The sequence below is a fragment of the Amphritea sp. genome (genome assembly GCF_016744155.1).
GTDB lineage: Bacteria > Pseudomonadota > Gammaproteobacteria > Pseudomonadales > Balneatricaceae > Amphritea.
In genome coordinates, this window is the sequence record NZ_JADGEW010000001.1 from 449299 (window position 1) to 465264 (window position 15966).

General features: G+C 47.4%; 12 protein-coding genes. 7 read left to right on the forward strand and 5 right to left on the reverse strand.

Features of this window, described 5'->3' with window-relative positions; all coding sequences use genetic code 11:
- Nucleotides 1-107: 107 nt before the first annotated feature.
- From QZZ54_RS02110 to QZZ54_RS02120, 3 genes are all read right to left on the reverse strand, one after another.
- The gene (locus tag QZZ54_RS02110; protein ID WP_290697885.1) at nucleotides 108-1523 is read right to left on the reverse strand and encodes a sodium-dependent transporter; all 1416 of its coding nucleotides are present in this window, start codon (nucleotides 1521-1523) and stop codon (nucleotides 108-110) included.
- A 110-nt stretch (nucleotides 1524-1633) separates the two neighbouring features.
- On the reverse strand, nucleotides 1634-2686 hold the full coding sequence (locus tag QZZ54_RS02115; protein ID WP_290697888.1) for a Glu/Leu/Phe/Val dehydrogenase: 1053 nt from the start codon (nucleotides 2684-2686) through the stop codon (nucleotides 1634-1636).
- Nucleotides 2687-2750: 64 nt separating this feature from the next.
- Nucleotides 2751-6224: an indolepyruvate ferredoxin oxidoreductase family protein gene (locus QZZ54_RS02120; RefSeq protein ID WP_290697892.1), complete on the reverse strand. Its 3474-nt coding sequence runs from the start codon at nucleotides 6222-6224 to the stop codon at nucleotides 2751-2753.
- A gap of 978 nt (nucleotides 6225-7202) precedes the next feature.
- On the opposite strand from QZZ54_RS02120, the gene dcm reads away from it, so the two are divergent.
- From dcm to QZZ54_RS02140, 4 genes are all read left to right on the forward strand, one after another.
- A complete protein-coding gene (gene dcm, locus QZZ54_RS02125; RefSeq protein WP_290697895.1) occupies nucleotides 7203-8570 on the forward strand; it encodes a DNA (cytosine-5-)-methyltransferase in 1368 nt (455 codons plus the stop codon).
- A 7-nt stretch (nucleotides 8571-8577) separates the two neighbouring features.
- Nucleotides 8578-8991 (forward strand): very short patch repair endonuclease, encoded by a 414-nt coding sequence (locus QZZ54_RS02130; protein WP_290697898.1) that lies wholly within the window; start codon nucleotides 8578-8580, stop codon nucleotides 8989-8991.
- On the forward strand, nucleotides 8984-10180 hold the full coding sequence (locus QZZ54_RS02135; protein WP_290697901.1) for a type II restriction endonuclease: 1197 nt from the start codon (nucleotides 8984-8986) through the stop codon (nucleotides 10178-10180). The genes QZZ54_RS02130 and QZZ54_RS02135 overlap by 8 nt, the downstream gene beginning before the upstream one ends.
- 685 nt (nucleotides 10181-10865) lie before the next feature.
- Nucleotides 10866-11828: a hypothetical protein gene (locus QZZ54_RS02140; protein WP_290697904.1), complete on the forward strand. Its 963-nt coding sequence runs from the start codon at nucleotides 10866-10868 to the stop codon at nucleotides 11826-11828.
- Between the two features lie 771 nt (nucleotides 11829-12599).
- On the opposite strand, the gene QZZ54_RS02145 is transcribed toward QZZ54_RS02140, so the two are convergent.
- On the reverse strand, nucleotides 12600-13187 hold the full coding sequence (locus QZZ54_RS02145) for a TetR/AcrR family transcriptional regulator (RefSeq protein ID WP_290697907.1): 588 nt from the start codon (nucleotides 13185-13187) through the stop codon (nucleotides 12600-12602).
- Between the two features lie 123 nt (nucleotides 13188-13310).
- Here QZZ54_RS02145 and QZZ54_RS02150 point away from each other — a divergent pair, with 123 nt between their 5' ends.
- The 3 genes from QZZ54_RS02150 to QZZ54_RS02160 all read left to right on the forward strand — a co-directional run bounded on the left by QZZ54_RS02150 (nucleotide 13311) and on the right by QZZ54_RS02160 (nucleotide 15295).
- Nucleotides 13311-13820: an HPP family protein gene (locus tag QZZ54_RS02150; RefSeq protein WP_290697910.1), complete on the forward strand. Its 510-nt coding sequence runs from the start codon at nucleotides 13311-13313 to the stop codon at nucleotides 13818-13820.
- Nucleotides 13821-13994: 174 nt separating this feature from the next.
- Entirely contained in the window at nucleotides 13995-14411 is a 417-nt protein-coding gene (locus tag QZZ54_RS02155) for a MarR family transcriptional regulator (protein WP_290697912.1), read from the forward strand.
- A gap of 101 nt (nucleotides 14412-14512) precedes the next feature.
- On the forward strand, nucleotides 14513-15295 hold the full coding sequence (locus QZZ54_RS02160) for a thioesterase family protein (protein WP_290697914.1): 783 nt from the start codon (nucleotides 14513-14515) through the stop codon (nucleotides 15293-15295).
- A 257-nt stretch (nucleotides 15296-15552) separates the two neighbouring features.
- Here QZZ54_RS02160 and QZZ54_RS02165 read toward each other — a convergent pair whose 3' ends face one another.
- A complete protein-coding gene (locus QZZ54_RS02165) occupies nucleotides 15553-15888 on the reverse strand; it encodes a 50S ribosome-binding protein YggL (RefSeq protein ID WP_290697916.1) in 336 nt (111 codons plus the stop codon).
- Nucleotides 15889-15966: the final 78 nt, after the last annotated feature.

Consider the following 15966-nt stretch of genomic DNA (forward strand, 5'->3'; position numbering starts at 1 on the left):
CTGTCTTCGGTGGCCGCTAAGATGACAATCAAACATGCAAAAAAAAGCTTACCGACTCTGTATTGAGTGCGGTAAGCCTTTTACTGGATAGCGCAGCGCTTTTTGGCTTAAGCCAGGTTGTAGATAAATACCACCGTCACTGCAGCGGGGGTGATAAAGCGCAGGACAAACATAAACGCCTTGTACGCTAGCCCGTTCCCGATCGACAGTTCGTTCTCGCCAGCCTGTTTTGACATAAACCAGCCGACAAACAGCGCGATAAACAGGCCGCCCAATGGCATTATCAGGTTGGCAGTGAAGTAGTCGAACAGGTCAAAGAATGTTTTACCTGCGAAGCGCTCAAACATGCCCAGCGGGTGTACATCAGACCAGACATTGAGTGACAGAACCGTCAGAATACCCAGTCCCCAGACGCTGATGCCCGCGATCAGGGTGCCGGTCAGGCGGCTGATCCCTTTCTGTTCCTCAAACCATTCGACCACCGGCTCCAGCAAGGAAATAGCAGAGGTCACCGCTGCGACAACCAACAGCACGAAGAACAAGGTGCCGAATAGCACGCCGCCAGGCATCTGCCCGAAAGCCAGTGGCAGTGTTTGGAAGATAAGCCCCGGGCCGGCGCCCGCTTCAAGTCCGTTTGCAAACACTAGTGGGAAGATCGCCAGACCTGCCAGCAGCGCAACCGCAGTATCGACCACTGAGACGGTAATAGCGGTTTTAACGATGGAAACGTTCTTCGGCAGGTAGGAGCCATAGGCCATCATGACACCCATACCTAGGCTCAGGGTGAAGAACGCGTGGCCCAGAGCGGTGAGTACACCTTCAGTGGTCAATTTAGAGAAGTCCGGCTGAAACAGGAACTTGAAACCTTCGGCAAAGTTGTCGGTACTCATGGCGTAGCCGACCATCACCAGCAGCAGGGCAAACAGAACGGGCATCAGAATATTGATCGCCTTTTCCATGCCGGAGCTGAGGCCCCGGGCGACAATCATAATCACCAGCACCATAAACACAGAATGCCAGAGTAGCAGGCTGTATGGATCGGCGAGCAGGTTGCCAAACATCGCACCGATCGTTTCGGTATCGCTGCCGACGAACAGTCCGCCTGCGGAGTTACCGACATAGGACAGTGCCCAGCCACCGATGACGGAGTAGAAAGACAGAATCAGGAAGGAAGCGAGCATCCCCATGCCACCGATCCAGATCCAGCGCTTAGATAATCCATCACGCTGTACCAACTGACGCATGCTGTTGATCGGGCTTGAGCCACCACGACGGCCGATCATTACTTCGGCAATCATGATCGGAATACCGATCAGCGCGATACACAGCAGGTACACCAGTACAAACGCACCGCCACCGTTTTCACCGGTGATATAGGGAAACTTCCAGATATTACCCAGGCCGACGGCAGAGCCACTGGCCGCCAGGATAAAGGCCATGCGGGAAGACCACAGTGGACGGTCTTTCTTAGTGTTAGCGCCAGCAGCAGATCCAACGGTTGGATTCTGTGTTAGTTCAGTCATTTTTGAGTCTCCAGATTTTATTTTTATGCTTAGAGAGTGTGAAAATAAAAGGCCCGCCTTCATCAGACTGACGGGCAATCAGCAGGGAGTATTTCGCTGCTTAAAAAGAGTTACTTCATGAAGCGTTCTTCCGCCAGTTCGTTGGCAATCTCGCCGGTAGGGCGGTCCTGCTCATCAGCGCGACTGAATATTTCGGTCAGGGTGTCGGCAATCGTCTCGACATGGGCGCGCACTTTGGTGTGCTCATGGCCGACTCGCTCGTAGAAAACATCGATGATGCCGCCAGCATTCAGCACATAGTCCGGTGCATAGAGGATGCCACGCTCGCGCAGCATCAGGTCATGGCGCTGGGAGGCAAGCTGGTTATTCGATGCACCCGCCACGACCTTGGCCTTGATCAGGGGAATGCTGTCATCGTTCAATACCGCGCCTAGGGCGCAGGGGGCAATAACATCCACATCCAGAGACAGGATTTCGTTCTGCGACACGGCTGTTGCGCCCAATTCGGTGACTGCCCGTTGTACCTGTTCCTCGTGGATATCGGTAACAAAGAGTTCAGCCCCGGCTGCATGCAGATGCTCGGCCAGGCGGTAACCAACATTGCCGACGCCCTGGATGGCGATTTTCAGTCCGTTCAGGTCTTTGCGGTCCAGCTTATACTGGACTGCAGTCTTCAGGCCGATAAAGGTACCGTAGGCGGTAGCCGGTGACGGATCGCCGTTACAGGGCAGGCCATCGATGCCGGTGCGCTCGGTGACACCGGCAACATTGTGGGTGAAGCGATTCATCACCTGCAGATCAGGCACGCTGGTTCCGGAATCTTCAGCAGCGATATACTGATTCCCGGTGCGCTCCAGGAAACGTCCCATGGCGGCCAACAGATCTTCATTTTTATGCTTGCGTGGGTCACCGATAATCACCGACTTGCCACCGCCCAGATCAAGATTGGCCAGGGCTGACTTGTAGGTCATGCCTTTCGACAGACGCAGTACATCGCGCAGCGCTTCCTCATCGCTGGTGTAGTTCCACATCCGACAGCCGCCCAATGCCGGGCCGCGGTTGGTGTTGTGAATGGCGATAATTGCCTTCAGGCCGGTTTCTTCATCACAGAAGAAGGACAGTTGCTCGTGGTTATCAAATTCCGGATGGCTAAATACGGACATAATTTGGTCTTCCTTAAATCGTTATTCTTGTTATTAAGCTCAGTCTCAAACTTCGCGCTACCGCTTATAGAACCGGGGCTGGTTGTTGGCTGTCGTTGGTCTGACTAACCCTGGCGAGAAGTTCCTGGCGTTGCTGCTGTGCTCTGTCGTAGGCGGCCTCTTTCACTGGTCCATAGCCGCGAATCACAGCTGGCAGGCGTGCCAACTCACAGGCATCCTGATGGCTATAGCTGCTAAGGGAGGTCAGCAGTTGTTGGATATCCCCCTCATATTCACTGATCAGGCGGCGTTCCAGACGGCGGTCGGTGCCGTAGCCGAACAGGTCGAGTGGTGTGCCGCGCAGGCTGCGCATTTTGGCCAGCAGGCGGAACAGCGGCAGTACCTTTTCGCTGAACAAGCGCTTGCGGGGTCGGCCAGTTGCCGGATTGATGCGGCTGACCAGCGGTGGTGCGAGGTTGAATTCAAGCTTCAGGTCGCCCTCAAACTGCGCTTCCAACTGCTTGCGGAACTGCGTGGAAGTGAGCTGGCGGGCCACTTCATATTCATCCTTATACGCCAGCACCTTGCTGTAGTTTTCCGCGACGGCGAGGGTCAGGCTGGTGCTGTTAGTCTGGGCTTTCTCAGCCTGTTGAACCTTGTCTACCAGTGCTTTATAGCGGCGGGCCAGCGTGTCGTTCTGGTAATCACGCAGATGAGTCATTTCACGTTCGATGACTTCATTCAGGCTGGGCATCAGCTTGACTGCCTGTACTTGCGGATCGGGGTTGGCAATCGCCTGTACTTGCGCCAGACCGAATGCCGCGCGACGGCCCCACAGGAATGCCTGCTTATTGGCCTTGATGGCGACGCCGTTGAGTTCAATCGCCTGTTCAATGGCTTCACTGCCTAGAGGAATCAGGCCTTTCTGCCAGGCGAAACCGATGCAGAACAGGTTGACCGCCATGCCGTCGCCCAGCAAAGCAGTAGCCAGTTGAGTCGCATCCAGACTGTGGCTGCCATTGTTGATGGCGGTATCGCGGATCACTTGCTGCATCGCCTCAGTGGGTACCTGGATATCCGGGTCACGGGTGAACGCCGCGGGCATAGTCTCGTGATTGTTCACCACCACATGGCTACGCTGGCGATCGAGCTTGCCGAGCGCTTCCTCGCTGGCGCTAACCATCAGATCGAAACCGATCATCAGGTCGGTTTCGCCGGCAGGAATACGCACCGTGTGGATCTGATCCTGTGTATCGGCGATGCGGATGTGGCTCATCACGGCGCCAAACTTCTGTGCCAGACCGATCTGATCCAACACGCCGGCACCTTTGCCTTCGATATGTGCGGCCATGCCCAGCAGGGCGCTGACCGTCACGACACCGGTGCCGCCGACGCCGGTCAGCATAATGTTATAGGGTGTGCTGCAGCTGGGCAGTATCGGCTCTGGCAACTCGGTAAACGCCAGGTTGCTACCCACCGCTTCGGGCTTGCGTAGCGTGCCGCCCTTAACGGTGACAAAGCTGGGGCAAAAACCGCGTACGCAGCTGAAATCCTTGTTGCAGGAGGACTGATCAATACTACGCTTACGGCCGCGATCGGTCTCCTTGGGTAGCAGAGACAGGCAGTTAGATTGAATGCCGCAATCACCGCAACCCTCGCAGATTTCCGGATTGATGACGACACGCTTATCCGGGTCGGTCATCTCGTTGCGCTTACGTCGACGGCGTTTCTCAGCGGCGCAGGTCTGGTCGTAGATTATTACCGTGCAACCGGATAGCTCTCGCAACTCGATTTGCACTGTATGCAGGTCATCGCGATGGTGGAAGGTAACGCCGTCGGCAAACTCAGCCCGGCTCGGATACTTGTTCGGCTCATCGCTGACCAGGGCAATACGGCGGATACCTTCACCGTACAGCTGGTGAGATATCTGCTGCACTGTCAGGGTGCCATCGATCGGCTGGCCACCGGTCATCGCTACAGCGTCGTTGTATAGCACCTTATAGGTGATGTTGACGCCGGCTGCGACGGTCGCGCGGATTGCCAGTAGACCCGAATGGAAGTAGGTACCGTCGCCCAGGTTCTGAAACACATGCTTGTTGTTAGTGAACGGTGCCTGGCCGATCCAGGTAGTGCCTTCACCGCCCATCTGGGTGAAGGTGTCGGTGCCCCGGTCCATCCAGGTGGCCATGTAGTGACAGCCAATACCGCCCAGGGCGCGGCTGCCTTCTGGCAGTGTGGTGGAGGTGTTGTGCGGGCAGCCGGAACAGAAGTGCGGGGTGCGCTCCAGCAAAGACCGTGGTTGGGCAAGTTCGGCTTCTTTTCCGGTCAGAAAATCCAGACGATTGCTGATTTTTTCGCTGTTGTAAAACGGTGCAATGCGCGCGGCAATGGCTCGGGCGATCATCGCTGGCGTAAGCTCGCCTAATGAGGTGAGCAGTTCGTTGTTCTGGTCATCGCGCTTGCCGACGATTATCGGGCGGGTAGATTGGTCCTGCCAGCTGTAGAGCTGTTCTTTCAGCTGATCTTCGATCAGGCCACGTTTCTCTTCGATCACCAGGACTTCATTCAGACCCTGGGCAAACTCATGAATGCCTTCGGGCTCCAATGGCCATGGCATCGCCACTTTATAGAGGCGGATGCCCAGCGAGGCTGCTTGCTGGTGGCTAATGCCCAGGTCTTCCAGCGCCTGCAAAACATCCAGATAGGACTTGCCGGTGGTGACAATCCCGAAGCGCGGTGTGGTGGTTTCAATGATGGTGCGGTCAAGACGATTGGTGCGGCAGAAGGCCTGCGCAGCATGTATTTTATAGCGGTGCAGGCGCTCTTCCTGCTGCAGTGGCTTATCCGGCCAGCGGGCATTCAGCCCGTCCGAGGGTAGCTCAAAATTTGTGGGTGTGTTGATCTCAAGACGTGCTTGATCCAGATTAGCCGAGATCGCAGAATCCATCACTTCGGCCAGCGCTTTCATGCCGACCCAGCAGCCGCTGTAGCGGGACATCGCCCAGCCATACAGACCGTAGTCGAGCATTTCCTGAATACCGGATGGATACAGCACCGGTATCATCGCGTCCATGAACGCGTAGTCGCTCTGATGCGGCAGAGTAGAAGATTTGCTGGCGTGGTCATCACCGGCAACGGCCAGTACGCCGCCCAGTGGAGAGGTACCAAAGGCATTGGCGTGTTTCAGCACATCACCGGTGCGATCGACACCCGGCCCCTTGCCATACCAGAGGCCAAACACACCATCGTAGCGTGCGCCTTCAAACACGTTGACCTGTTGCGAACCCCATACAGCGGTGGCTCCTAAGTCTTCGTTGACGCCGGGCTGAAAGGTAATGTTGTATTCATCTAAGTAGTCACGGATCTGCCACAGGGTCTTGTCAAAATGCCCCAGTGGTGAACCGCGGTAACCGGAGATGAAACCGGCAGTATTGAGTCCGGCGGCACGGTCACGCTGGGCTTGTAACATGGGCAGACGTGCCAGTGCCTGGCTACCGGTCAGATAGACGCGACCGGACTGCTTTTCCCACTTATCCTGCAGGGTAATAGTTTGCTGCATGCTGAGATCTCCTGGTGCTGAACAGGTACAGTCGAGCTGTCTGTATCAGAACGAATCAGAAAGAAAAAAGAGAAAGAAGATGTAACGCCGGCGGGCTATGCGCGCGCAGGCAGGCTTAAGTCAATTAGGGGAGGCGGTGAATCACTCGCCAGGAGCGAAACGGGTACAGCGGATGCATTTAGGCTGTGCACAGGGGCACTGAGATGAGAGAGACGCATTGTCATTACAAAATACCTTTAACCTTGCTGGATCGCAGCAATGGCCGAATATTGTTTTTATTGTACCGGCGGGTAGCCGGGGAATTACTACAGCACACCCTTTGGGTTTTAGGGGGTACTGGCGAGAAATACTAGCGGTGGGCTTTTTTTAAGTCAAGTAGGGTTTTAAGGGCGGAAATCTATTCGAATCTTAGTATTATCCTGCAATTTTGTTAATTTACGATAAAATACTCTGTCTATGTATTGTAGGTATAAACCCGTATCTCCATGAAACGCAACGAAAATACCAAGATTGTCGTTACGCGAAAATAAACTGTTTGGAATATGAAAATTAGTAAGAAAGATTTTTATTAAAAAAGTGGTTTTTGGAGAGGTAAATTATGTACATTCTTTAGGTTAACAAGTAGTAGAACTTCTACGAAAAACTAGTCGATTCAAGCATAGCTAAGAGGTCTTCTTGCTCATACTAAAGGTGTTCTGATTGTGTAGCATGGCGGAAGGGGGACGCTAAGGTGCCTACTATTTTCGACAATAGGATTGGAGGGCTCTTCTCATTATTTCGTGTTTTTTTTTGTGATTTTTATAGAAGAGCTGCTTATATTGTTGAAGTTTAATGCTAATTAAAATGAATGGTACAGAAAGAAGCAGAGTAAAAATAAAAAGGTACTAATCTTCATCTGTCTATTTATACAGTATTTTATTGTTTGTTAGGGAATGATGTGTGAGAATATATCACTCATTTGACCCAGAGGAAGTGCTAGTGTCCGAGCAGCAATTAGATGAATTTTCGTTACTGAAGCGTGTGCTTGAAGTGTACGATCAGAAACAGGTCGCGGAAAAGCTCAATGGCAGTAGCGGCGATAACTGGAACCGTGAAGCAATCAATCGTTGGGTCAATGGGAAAGCATCTCCGAAGCTGTCTCATTATGAATATATTATCTTAGAGAGTATGCTTCCACAGCCTCCAGAAAGTGACTCCCATGACTTTACGTTTATAGATTTGTTTGCCGGGATAGGAGGTATACGTAAAGGTTTCGAAGACGCAGGCGGAAAGTGTTTGTTTACCAGCGAGTGGAATAAGTATTCTGTACGTACGTATAAGGCAAACCATTACAACGATCCTGATAAGCACACATTTAACGAAGATATCCGGGAAGTAACTCTCTCAGATGATGAGAATGTAAGTGAAGAGCAAGCTTACAGGCATATCGATTCAGTAGTGCCGCATCATGATGTATTGTTGGCGGGCTTTCCCTGTCAGCCCTTCTCCATTGCGGGTGTTTCTAAGAAGAATGCATTAGGACGTGCTCATGGCTTTGAGTGCCAGACTCAGGGAACTTTGTTCTTTGATGTTGCGAGAATAATTAAAGCTAAGCAGCCAGCTGCTTTTGTCTTGGAAAATGTTAAAAATCTTCGTAGCCACGATAAAGGTAAGACTTTTAAGATCATCATGGAAACGTTAGATGAGCTGGGTTACGAAGTTGCAGACATGGAAGCGGCAGGAGCTGATGATCCGAAGATCATTGATGGGAAGCACTTCCTTCCTCAGCATCGAGAGCGGGTTGTTTTGGTTGGTTTCCGAAGAGATCTCGATGTTCATCAGGGCTTCACGCTGAGAGATATATCAAAATATCATCCTGAAACAGCAGTTACACTTTCAGATATTTTAACTCCAGAAGAAGATGTGGATAGTCGCTATATCCTTACACCTAAGTTATGGGCTTATCTGTATAACTATGCGAAGAAGCATAAAGCTAAAGGAAATGGCTTTGGTTATGGTTTGGTTAGTGACAAGGACATAACTCGAACACTTTCAGCCAGATATTACAAAGATGGTTCTGAGATACTGATCGATAGAGGTTGGGATTTTGTGAAGGGTTTCGAAGATGGAGAAAACCTTGAGAGACGGCCACGGCGGCTTACTCCACGTGAATGTGCACGGCTAATGGGTTTTGATAAGAAGGGTGAGGCTGAATTTAAAATCCCTGTTTCGGATACTCAGTCTTATAAGCAGTTTGGTAATAGTGTCGTTGTTCCTGTATTTGCAGCTGTTGCGGGTCTAATGAAAGACAGAATCATGGAGTCTAAAACAAAAAGTATTCAGCAAAGCCTTTTTGATGTTGCCTGATTAAGTTATGGCTGATGTACACTCTCCTAGTGTCCGTAGTAAGAATATGGCAGCTATAAAAGGGAAGGATACGAAACCAGAAATAGCTGTAAGAAAATTCTTATATGCTAATGGCTTACGTTATCGGCTTCACCGTAAAGACTTAGCGGGGAAGCCTGATATTACGTCGTTTAAATATAAAACAGTTGTCTTTGTGAATGGTTGTTACTGGCACAGGCATAAAGGCTGCAAATTCTCCACAATGCCTAAATCTAATACCGAGTTTTGGGTTACTAAGTTTCAGGGAACCGTTGCCCGAGATATGCGTAACTACGCTGTACTAAAAGATAATGGCTGGAATGTCATTGTCATTTGGGAATGTGAAGTGAATAATCGCTCTTATGAAGAATGGGTTGCTACAAGGATAAGGGCGAATGTCTGATTTTGGTGCGTTAAAGGATTATATTAAAGGGGCATCGGTAAAACGTTTAAGTGCTGTTGAATGTGACCCAAATAGTTCAAATCAACATGAGTTGAACGGTACAAAGAGAATGAGAGGTTTGCTTGGCGAAAAGGCTGAGTTTTCCGCTAATTTCATTCGACTTGAGGATGATGAAGAAAAAATTGAAATATCTTCGGCTGCTGTTACATGGTATGACGCGCGTGAATCCCATCCGAAGCGTTCTGAATACCGTTTTTATTATCAGAATAATCCTGCAATAGAGCTGGCTGTTGCAGGTGATCCATTGGCCGTTATTTTGAAGAATAATGGTCAGATTCTATTTGTTTCAGCACCTCAGGGGTCGCAATCAGAATTGGAACTGTTTGAGCTTTTTGGTGATCAGATCAGCCAAAGCTTTAAAGTGGTTGATTTTGCGGATAATAGTGAAAGCCTCAGTACGACAAAAAGGTTTATTCTTGAAGAATTAGGGATAGAAGTTAAAGCAGACTATGGGGAAAGTTACCTAGAACTAATTACAGAGCGTTTTGGAGGTTTTGTCTTTCCAAAAACAAAGATATTCTCTGAACTTGCACGTGAAGTAGCTGGACACTTTAGTGATTACAGCACAGTAGATGAAGCCATAATCAGCTGGTGGGATACTGAAGAAGCAATGTTCAGACAACTTGAGGGGGCTTTGATTGACCAAAAGTTAGATGAAGGTTTTACTGATGCAGATGATTTCTTAACCTTCTCACAAACTATCAGGCAGCGCAGGAATTCCAGAGCAGGAAATGCGCTCGAAAACCACTTGGCTCATCTGTTTTGTGAAAAGGGTATTCGTTGTGCATGGGAGCCCAAAACTGAAAACAATAAAAAGCCGGACTTTATATTTCCCTCAATAGAAGAGTATAGGGAATTAGATTTTCCAATAGACAGGTTAACAATGCTTGGTGTAAAGACTACTTGCAAGGACCGCTGGCGGCAGGTGTTGACCGAAGCGAATAGAATTGAACATAAGCATTTATTTACTCTTCAGCCGAAGATATCATCGAATCAAACAAATGAGATGAAAGATTCAAAGTTACAGCTAGTTATCCCTCAATCAATCCATGTGACTTATACAGAAGACCAACGCTCATGGTTATGGAATTTCGAAACATTTGTTAGCCATGTGAGCAGGCTTCAATAAATTCTGTTGCGGATATGATTGATAACCGCCTAATTATATGGGCGGTTTCCATATCCTGTTACTTCTTAAGTTTTTCAATATGCAGTATTTTCATCAGAAATTTTTCGAAGATCGGTTCGCTGACGCCAGAGCGAATTCGCCGGATCTAAGCTGATGAACTAGGAGTTGAAGAGTCAGTACTTGGTCTACATGGCGTCTATGACGAGCATCAACTTGAAGAGTTTGGCTACACTGCGATTTATTTACCGAGCAATAAAGCAAGCAGCAACACCGGAATCTTTAGCAAAGAGAGCAGAGGCTCTATGTGGAGCTTTACTACATAGCCCTAATTAGCAGGGCATGATAAAGATCTAGCCATAACAGGCCACTACGGCACAAATAAACTCGAAAAAATAAAGAGCGCCATAGATCAAATAAATCGTGAAAATCACGGATCTCTCGATCACATCGACTTCAATGTCTACGAAAATAGAAAACCAAAACGCGAAATCAAGAAAACAAAGCCTCGTATAAGAAGAACTCAACGTATATAACATCTGACAGTCAAAGCAAACCAGCATTGTCCATTTGTATCCTCACAAGATCAATTCTTTCGAAAGTTTTGAGTTTATAATAACGGATGATATTGCAGGGCATAATTCTCTACCTTCAAAATCACATACACCTTAAAAAGGAATAAATTAAAATGGACAAAAAACATATTTTTGAACTACTCGGTAATTTCATAAAATCTATTTGTGATAACTGGTTTGTCATTGTGTTTTTTTTTGGTGTATTAGCACTTTTTTTAGGTCATATACTGCCATTATTTAGTTATAAAGAAGAATCTGTCACATTAGGAAATGTCATTATTTTTTCAAGTGTTTTTGCCTCTTTCACTCGATGGATTTCTGTAAGAGGAATAATCAAAAAAACCCTAAATGAAATTTTATCCTCAAAAGAGCATCTCGCTAACAATAAAAACTTTGACAACGTATGGAAAACTTTAGTGGAGGTAGCAATTGAGAAACACAATCCACATTTGACTAATTTTTTGGAAAACTCATCTGTAAGATCATACATTCCTCAAGAAGGTGAGTTATTTTATAGTAGCTATACTCAACATCTAGATATTGAGTGGTCGAATGAAGAAGAAAGGTTAGTCAAAATTATCGAGACTACTAAGGTCACTGTCAAAACTAAAGACAACTCTTTACACAAAATGCCTTATAACTTTGTAGCTAGCATGCCTATAGGAAAAAGATGGACATACTCCATAGAATCTTTAAAAGTCGGCAAAAACTGCTGTTTAAGTCAGGTAAAGGTTGAAGGCTACTCAACCAACAATGAAGCTCGAGAAGACCAATTCAAAACTAACTATGAATTAGAGCTAGAAGGGAATACCGAATATCACATTCATAGAATCATGCATCGAGAAATCTGCTTGGACTACGAACCATACATAATCGTAGTATCAGGTAAACACACGTGGATGCCCGAAATATCATGCTCTACAAATAAAACAGGAGTTAAAGGCGCATTCAACTCTACAGGTACTTTAGAAGAGTTTGATACGATTGCCGGTCGTAACAACTCAAATGAATTCTGCGAAAGGCATCCAGGTCTTATGCTTAAGGGACAAGGCTATATCCTTTGCCTAAGCAAATAGTGCTATGCTAGTATCTACTATAGACATTATAACTTCCGCAACCCTACAGGTAATATATATGGCGTATTCAACTAAGGAACTTAGTTAAACTGGCGTAAAGTATCGAAAAATTAAGGGGTTAGCTCATCTCGAGACCACAGTAATAACACTGTGGTCTTTTTGTTTGTGGTTTTTACAAATTTGTTTCACCCAGCGACTAACCTGAGCAGGTTGGTACTCAGCACCGCGCGTTGTCCGGTACCCACTGGCGTTCAGTGCTACAGCAATCTACCTTGTTTTATTTCGCAGACCACCCAGTTTAACCCCACGCTCTTTAGCAGCTGCCAACAGCTACCCTTCGGGCTAGCTAAAGCTGTTCAGACTTTGCCTTTTGCAGTGTCGTTTTTAAGTGAAACGCAGAGGGCAGGCGACGAAGCCAACTAAACATCGGGGTGGGTTTGAATTGTTAAGGCCTTGATATTAGAAGGTAATATAAAGCTGCACACTCAATAATAAATGGGGTCAGAATAGAATTAGTTTTATCTGCAGCCGCTAGTTGTATAGAGCCGAAGAGGGTGTCCGCTTGCTATGGTGGCCAGTGATATGGGCGAATTAGGTCGGAGTTCTGTGAAGTGCTTCAGAGGTTGTTTCTGTATCCTGCTGTAAAGGCGTCGTATATTATTGAGTGCTAGGACAGCTGCGAATAAGTCCCTATTTCATGTAGAAGCATCAGGTAGCATGGGGCTTTTGCGTCGCCGGATAACACTTGTCCGCACCTTACTTGGCTCAGGTTTAGCTTCTAACGCTCTTGTTCCCTTGAAGCAGCTGCAAGGCGGTGGCTTTTGCTTTAATTGCAGCAAGCCGGTCTCCTTGTACATGGGCCAGAGAAACAGCGCCTTCTTTGAGCAGGCATAATGCATTGGTGAAAGCGTTTACTTCAACTGGCTCGAGATCCAGCGTTTCTACCTGAGTTCTGATGAGTTGAGCAACACGCTCTTTATGGCGGCAGCAGAGTTGGTGAAGAAGATTGTTGGGTTCACTGAATTCGGCACTAACATTGATAAAGAAACAGCCATGAAAGGGCAGTAGCTCATCAACCCGGTCATTAAACCAGTCATCAAGTGCATCAAATAAACCCCCGACTTTGTCTGGGCCGGGCGTCGCTTGATCCAACCGACTTTTTAGCCAGTTATGAAAGCGCTGGTCACGGAACTCAAGAACGGCTGAGACTAGCTCTTCTTTGCCAGAGAAGTGATGATATAAGGTTTTTTTAGCAACGCCTGATTCGGACAATATCTCATTGATCCCAACCGCATGTACTCCCTTCGAGTAAAAGAGTTTAAAGGCTGTTATAACCAGCTGAAGTCGTTTGTCGGACATGCTTTTCACCTGACTTTAAAGTAACAATATTGACAGGAGTAGACCGATCTGTCTACTATGCGATGAATGGTAGACAGATCGGTCTATTTTGATGCGTTGTCCGGTAAATTTTTGGAGAATTATATGGCTGATCTGTTGGTGAAAATGAGAGGAGATGCCGCTTCTTTACCTGCAAAACATCCAGTCAGGAACATACTGCTTGCCGGGTTGGGTGGTTTTATTGCAATAGCGCTGCTGGCCTATTTGGCAGATAGCCTGGAAACTGTACTGATAATGGGCTCTTTTGGTGCTTCCTGTGTACTCGTATTCGGGTTTCCTGATGCGCCTTTTTCGCAACCCAGAAATGTGATTGCCGGGCATTTTATCAGTACGTTAACAGGGTTAACTTTTTTAATATTATTTGGTCCTGTTTGGTGGTCAGTCGCTTTGGCAGTTGGTGTTGCGATCATGTTGATGATGGCTAGCCGAACAGTACATCCACCGGCCGGTTCAAACCCGGTCATAGTGTTCCTACTTCAGCCGGGTTGGGATTATCTGTTGTTTCCTACCCTGAGTGGTGCGGTTCTCTTGGTGCTGGTAGCACTGCTATATAACAACCTGAGCCGGTCAGCTAACTATCCTAAATACTGGTAACCGCCGTTGTGAGGCATTTATCAGTCCGTAGTGATCTGATTGCCTTTCTTGGTTTGATGCATTTCAGAATCACCCTCGCCCTTGGCGTTCTTAGTCAGACCTGATCCCGATGTTTACCAAGTTTTTCAAAAATATTATCTTGTACACAAAATACTTTCCTTCTAATATTCGATTATGACAATTGAAATAACACCCCAGAACTGTATTTTCCATCTACTGGCCAAAGCGAGTCGAGCGGGAGCTCGTCACTGGAAATCTGAAGTATCCGACTTAGGGATCACAGCGGTCCAAGGCAAAGTACTTATCTTTCTGCACACTCATGGCGAAGTAACAGCAAGCGAATTGAGCGAGTTGATAGCGTTGGATAGCGCAACGCTTACAGGCCTTATAGACCGGTTAGTAGCGATGGATTTGGTTGCACGCCATACAAAAGTCGACGATCGACGAGCCGTTCTAATCCGCCTTACAGATAACGGGCAGGAACTTTCAGAAACTGTTTACAAAAGAATGCTTCCGGCTAATGAAAAGTTTCTCCATGACTTTTCTGATGCAGAGGCAGCAATGCTTAAAGATATGTTAAAGCGATTATAAACAAAAATTTAGCATTTTATTACGTATACAAAGTATTTGTGCACGTAATACTTATGCAAAGCAGATATAACTGGTAGTAGTTGATAGAGAGGTAATATTCCATGCACATTGACGAAATACTCAACGCCATTCATGCCGGAGAGAACAAGCTAATTCCTGAATCTTGGGCACAGGGTAGGACGATATTCGGTGGGCTTACCGGAGCGATTCTCTGCCAGGCCACCAAAATAGACACCGATCCTGCTCGTCGCCTCCGCAATTTCGAAGTGGGTTTCGCTCGACCATTTGAAGCGATGAAGCCCTACGAAATTGAGATAGAAACCCTGGCGAATGGCAAAACAGTCACCATAAAATCAGCACGTATAGTGCAGGAAGGTAAGGTAAGAGCGACTGCACGCGCAGATTATGTCCTCCCAATAGAGTCCAATGTGCATATAGATACCTTTGTGGTACCAAAATTAAAAATGCAGGATGACTCTATTGCGCTAGAAGGGATGCAGCTACCCAATTTTTTCAACTATTTTGATAACTATGTCGCTACTGAGGCTATACCATTCTCAGGTAAGGGGATTCCTGAACTGGGCGGTTGGGTTCGATTTAAAGATGCCTCTCAACAGATCACAGATGCCCATTTAGTTTGTATGATTGATTCTTGGCCGCCTACGGCATCCCCATACTACAAAGGATTTAAGCCACTCTCCACCATCAGTTGGAGCATACATTTCGCCCATTCCGCAGATCGACTTTCACCAGAAGAGCATATTGGCTATCACGCGAAAGTAAACTTCGGTGAAAGCGGGATCAGCTCCTCAAATGCCGAGATCTGGGGGGCAGATGGCAAGCTATTGGCGAAAAGCGTACAAACCAACATTATCTATGGATAATAAGTTTTTCTAAGGCCGGTCTGGGGCTTTCAGCCTGGGAGTAAGTGGGGGCAGAGTAGAATTAATTTAATCTGCAGCTGCTAACTGTATAGAACCGAAGACGATAAGAGGGGAGAGCTCCCCTTAGACAGGTTTTCACCTGGACAGGTATGTCGTTAAGAAATAGGAAAGAGCCGGTTCTTTGTAAATGGGTGTCGTAAATTACGGCACCCATTGAAGGGCTCTTTCTGTTCTTCTGGTCCATCAGGGGGTAGATATTAAGCTTGGTTAATATCTACTAGCTCACTCAATTCAGAACTTTCCATAGTAGGGTAAGCTTTACACCACTCAGACAGTTCTTGTCTCTGGGCCTCTGTAGGAGACTCGTAGCGCTGCTGAGAGAGTACGTGGCCCTGAATACCATCTGGATCAGAGTAGCCAAAGTAGGTCAGGCCTTGCTTTTCTAATTGATCAACAAAGCTAGCAATGAATGCGTCCAGATCACTCTCTTTGTTGGTAGATAGCTTTACGTGAATCTCAAAGAGATTAACGGCAAATTCACCTAAGTATAGTTTTTTGCGTAGGCGGCGGTTGTGCTTCTGTCGTGCTTCCATGATGGATAATCCTTATGAGATTGTATTTGTGTAATAGCGGGTGAAATTTGTGGTAAAAAAGCAATTAGACTAGGCGCT

Excerpts from the sequence above, each read along its gene's own strand:
- QZZ54_RS02110 (WP_290697885.1), bottom strand. The coding sequence starts at position 1,523 with ATGACTGAACTAACACAGAATCCAACCGTTGGATCTGCTGCTGGCGCT.
- QZZ54_RS02115 (WP_290697888.1), bottom strand. The coding sequence starts at position 2,686 with ATGTCCGTATTTAGCCATCCGGAATTTGATAACCACGAGCAACTGTCC.
- QZZ54_RS02120 (WP_290697892.1), bottom strand. The coding sequence starts at position 6,224 with ATGCAGCAAACTATTACCCTGCAGGATAAGTGGGAAAAGCAGTCCGGT.
- QZZ54_RS02130 (WP_290697898.1), top strand. The coding sequence starts at position 8,578 with ATGGCTGATGTACACTCTCCTAGTGTCCGTAGTAAGAATATGGCAGCT.
- QZZ54_RS02135 (WP_290697901.1), top strand. The coding sequence starts at position 8,984 with ATGTCTGATTTTGGTGCGTTAAAGGATTATATTAAAGGGGCATCGGTA.
- QZZ54_RS02140 (WP_290697904.1), top strand. The coding sequence starts at position 10,866 with ATGGACAAAAAACATATTTTTGAACTACTCGGTAATTTCATAAAATCT.
- QZZ54_RS02145 (WP_290697907.1), bottom strand. The coding sequence starts at position 13,187 with ATGTCCGACAAACGACTTCAGCTGGTTATAACAGCCTTTAAACTCTTT.
- QZZ54_RS02150 (WP_290697910.1), top strand. The coding sequence starts at position 13,311 with ATGGCTGATCTGTTGGTGAAAATGAGAGGAGATGCCGCTTCTTTACCT.
- QZZ54_RS02155 (WP_290697912.1), top strand. The coding sequence starts at position 13,995 with ATGACAATTGAAATAACACCCCAGAACTGTATTTTCCATCTACTGGCC.
- QZZ54_RS02160 (WP_290697914.1), top strand. The coding sequence starts at position 14,513 with ATGCACATTGACGAAATACTCAACGCCATTCATGCCGGAGAGAACAAG.
- QZZ54_RS02165 (WP_290697916.1), bottom strand. The coding sequence starts at position 15,888 with ATGGAAGCACGACAGAAGCACAACCGCCGCCTACGCAAAAAACTATAC.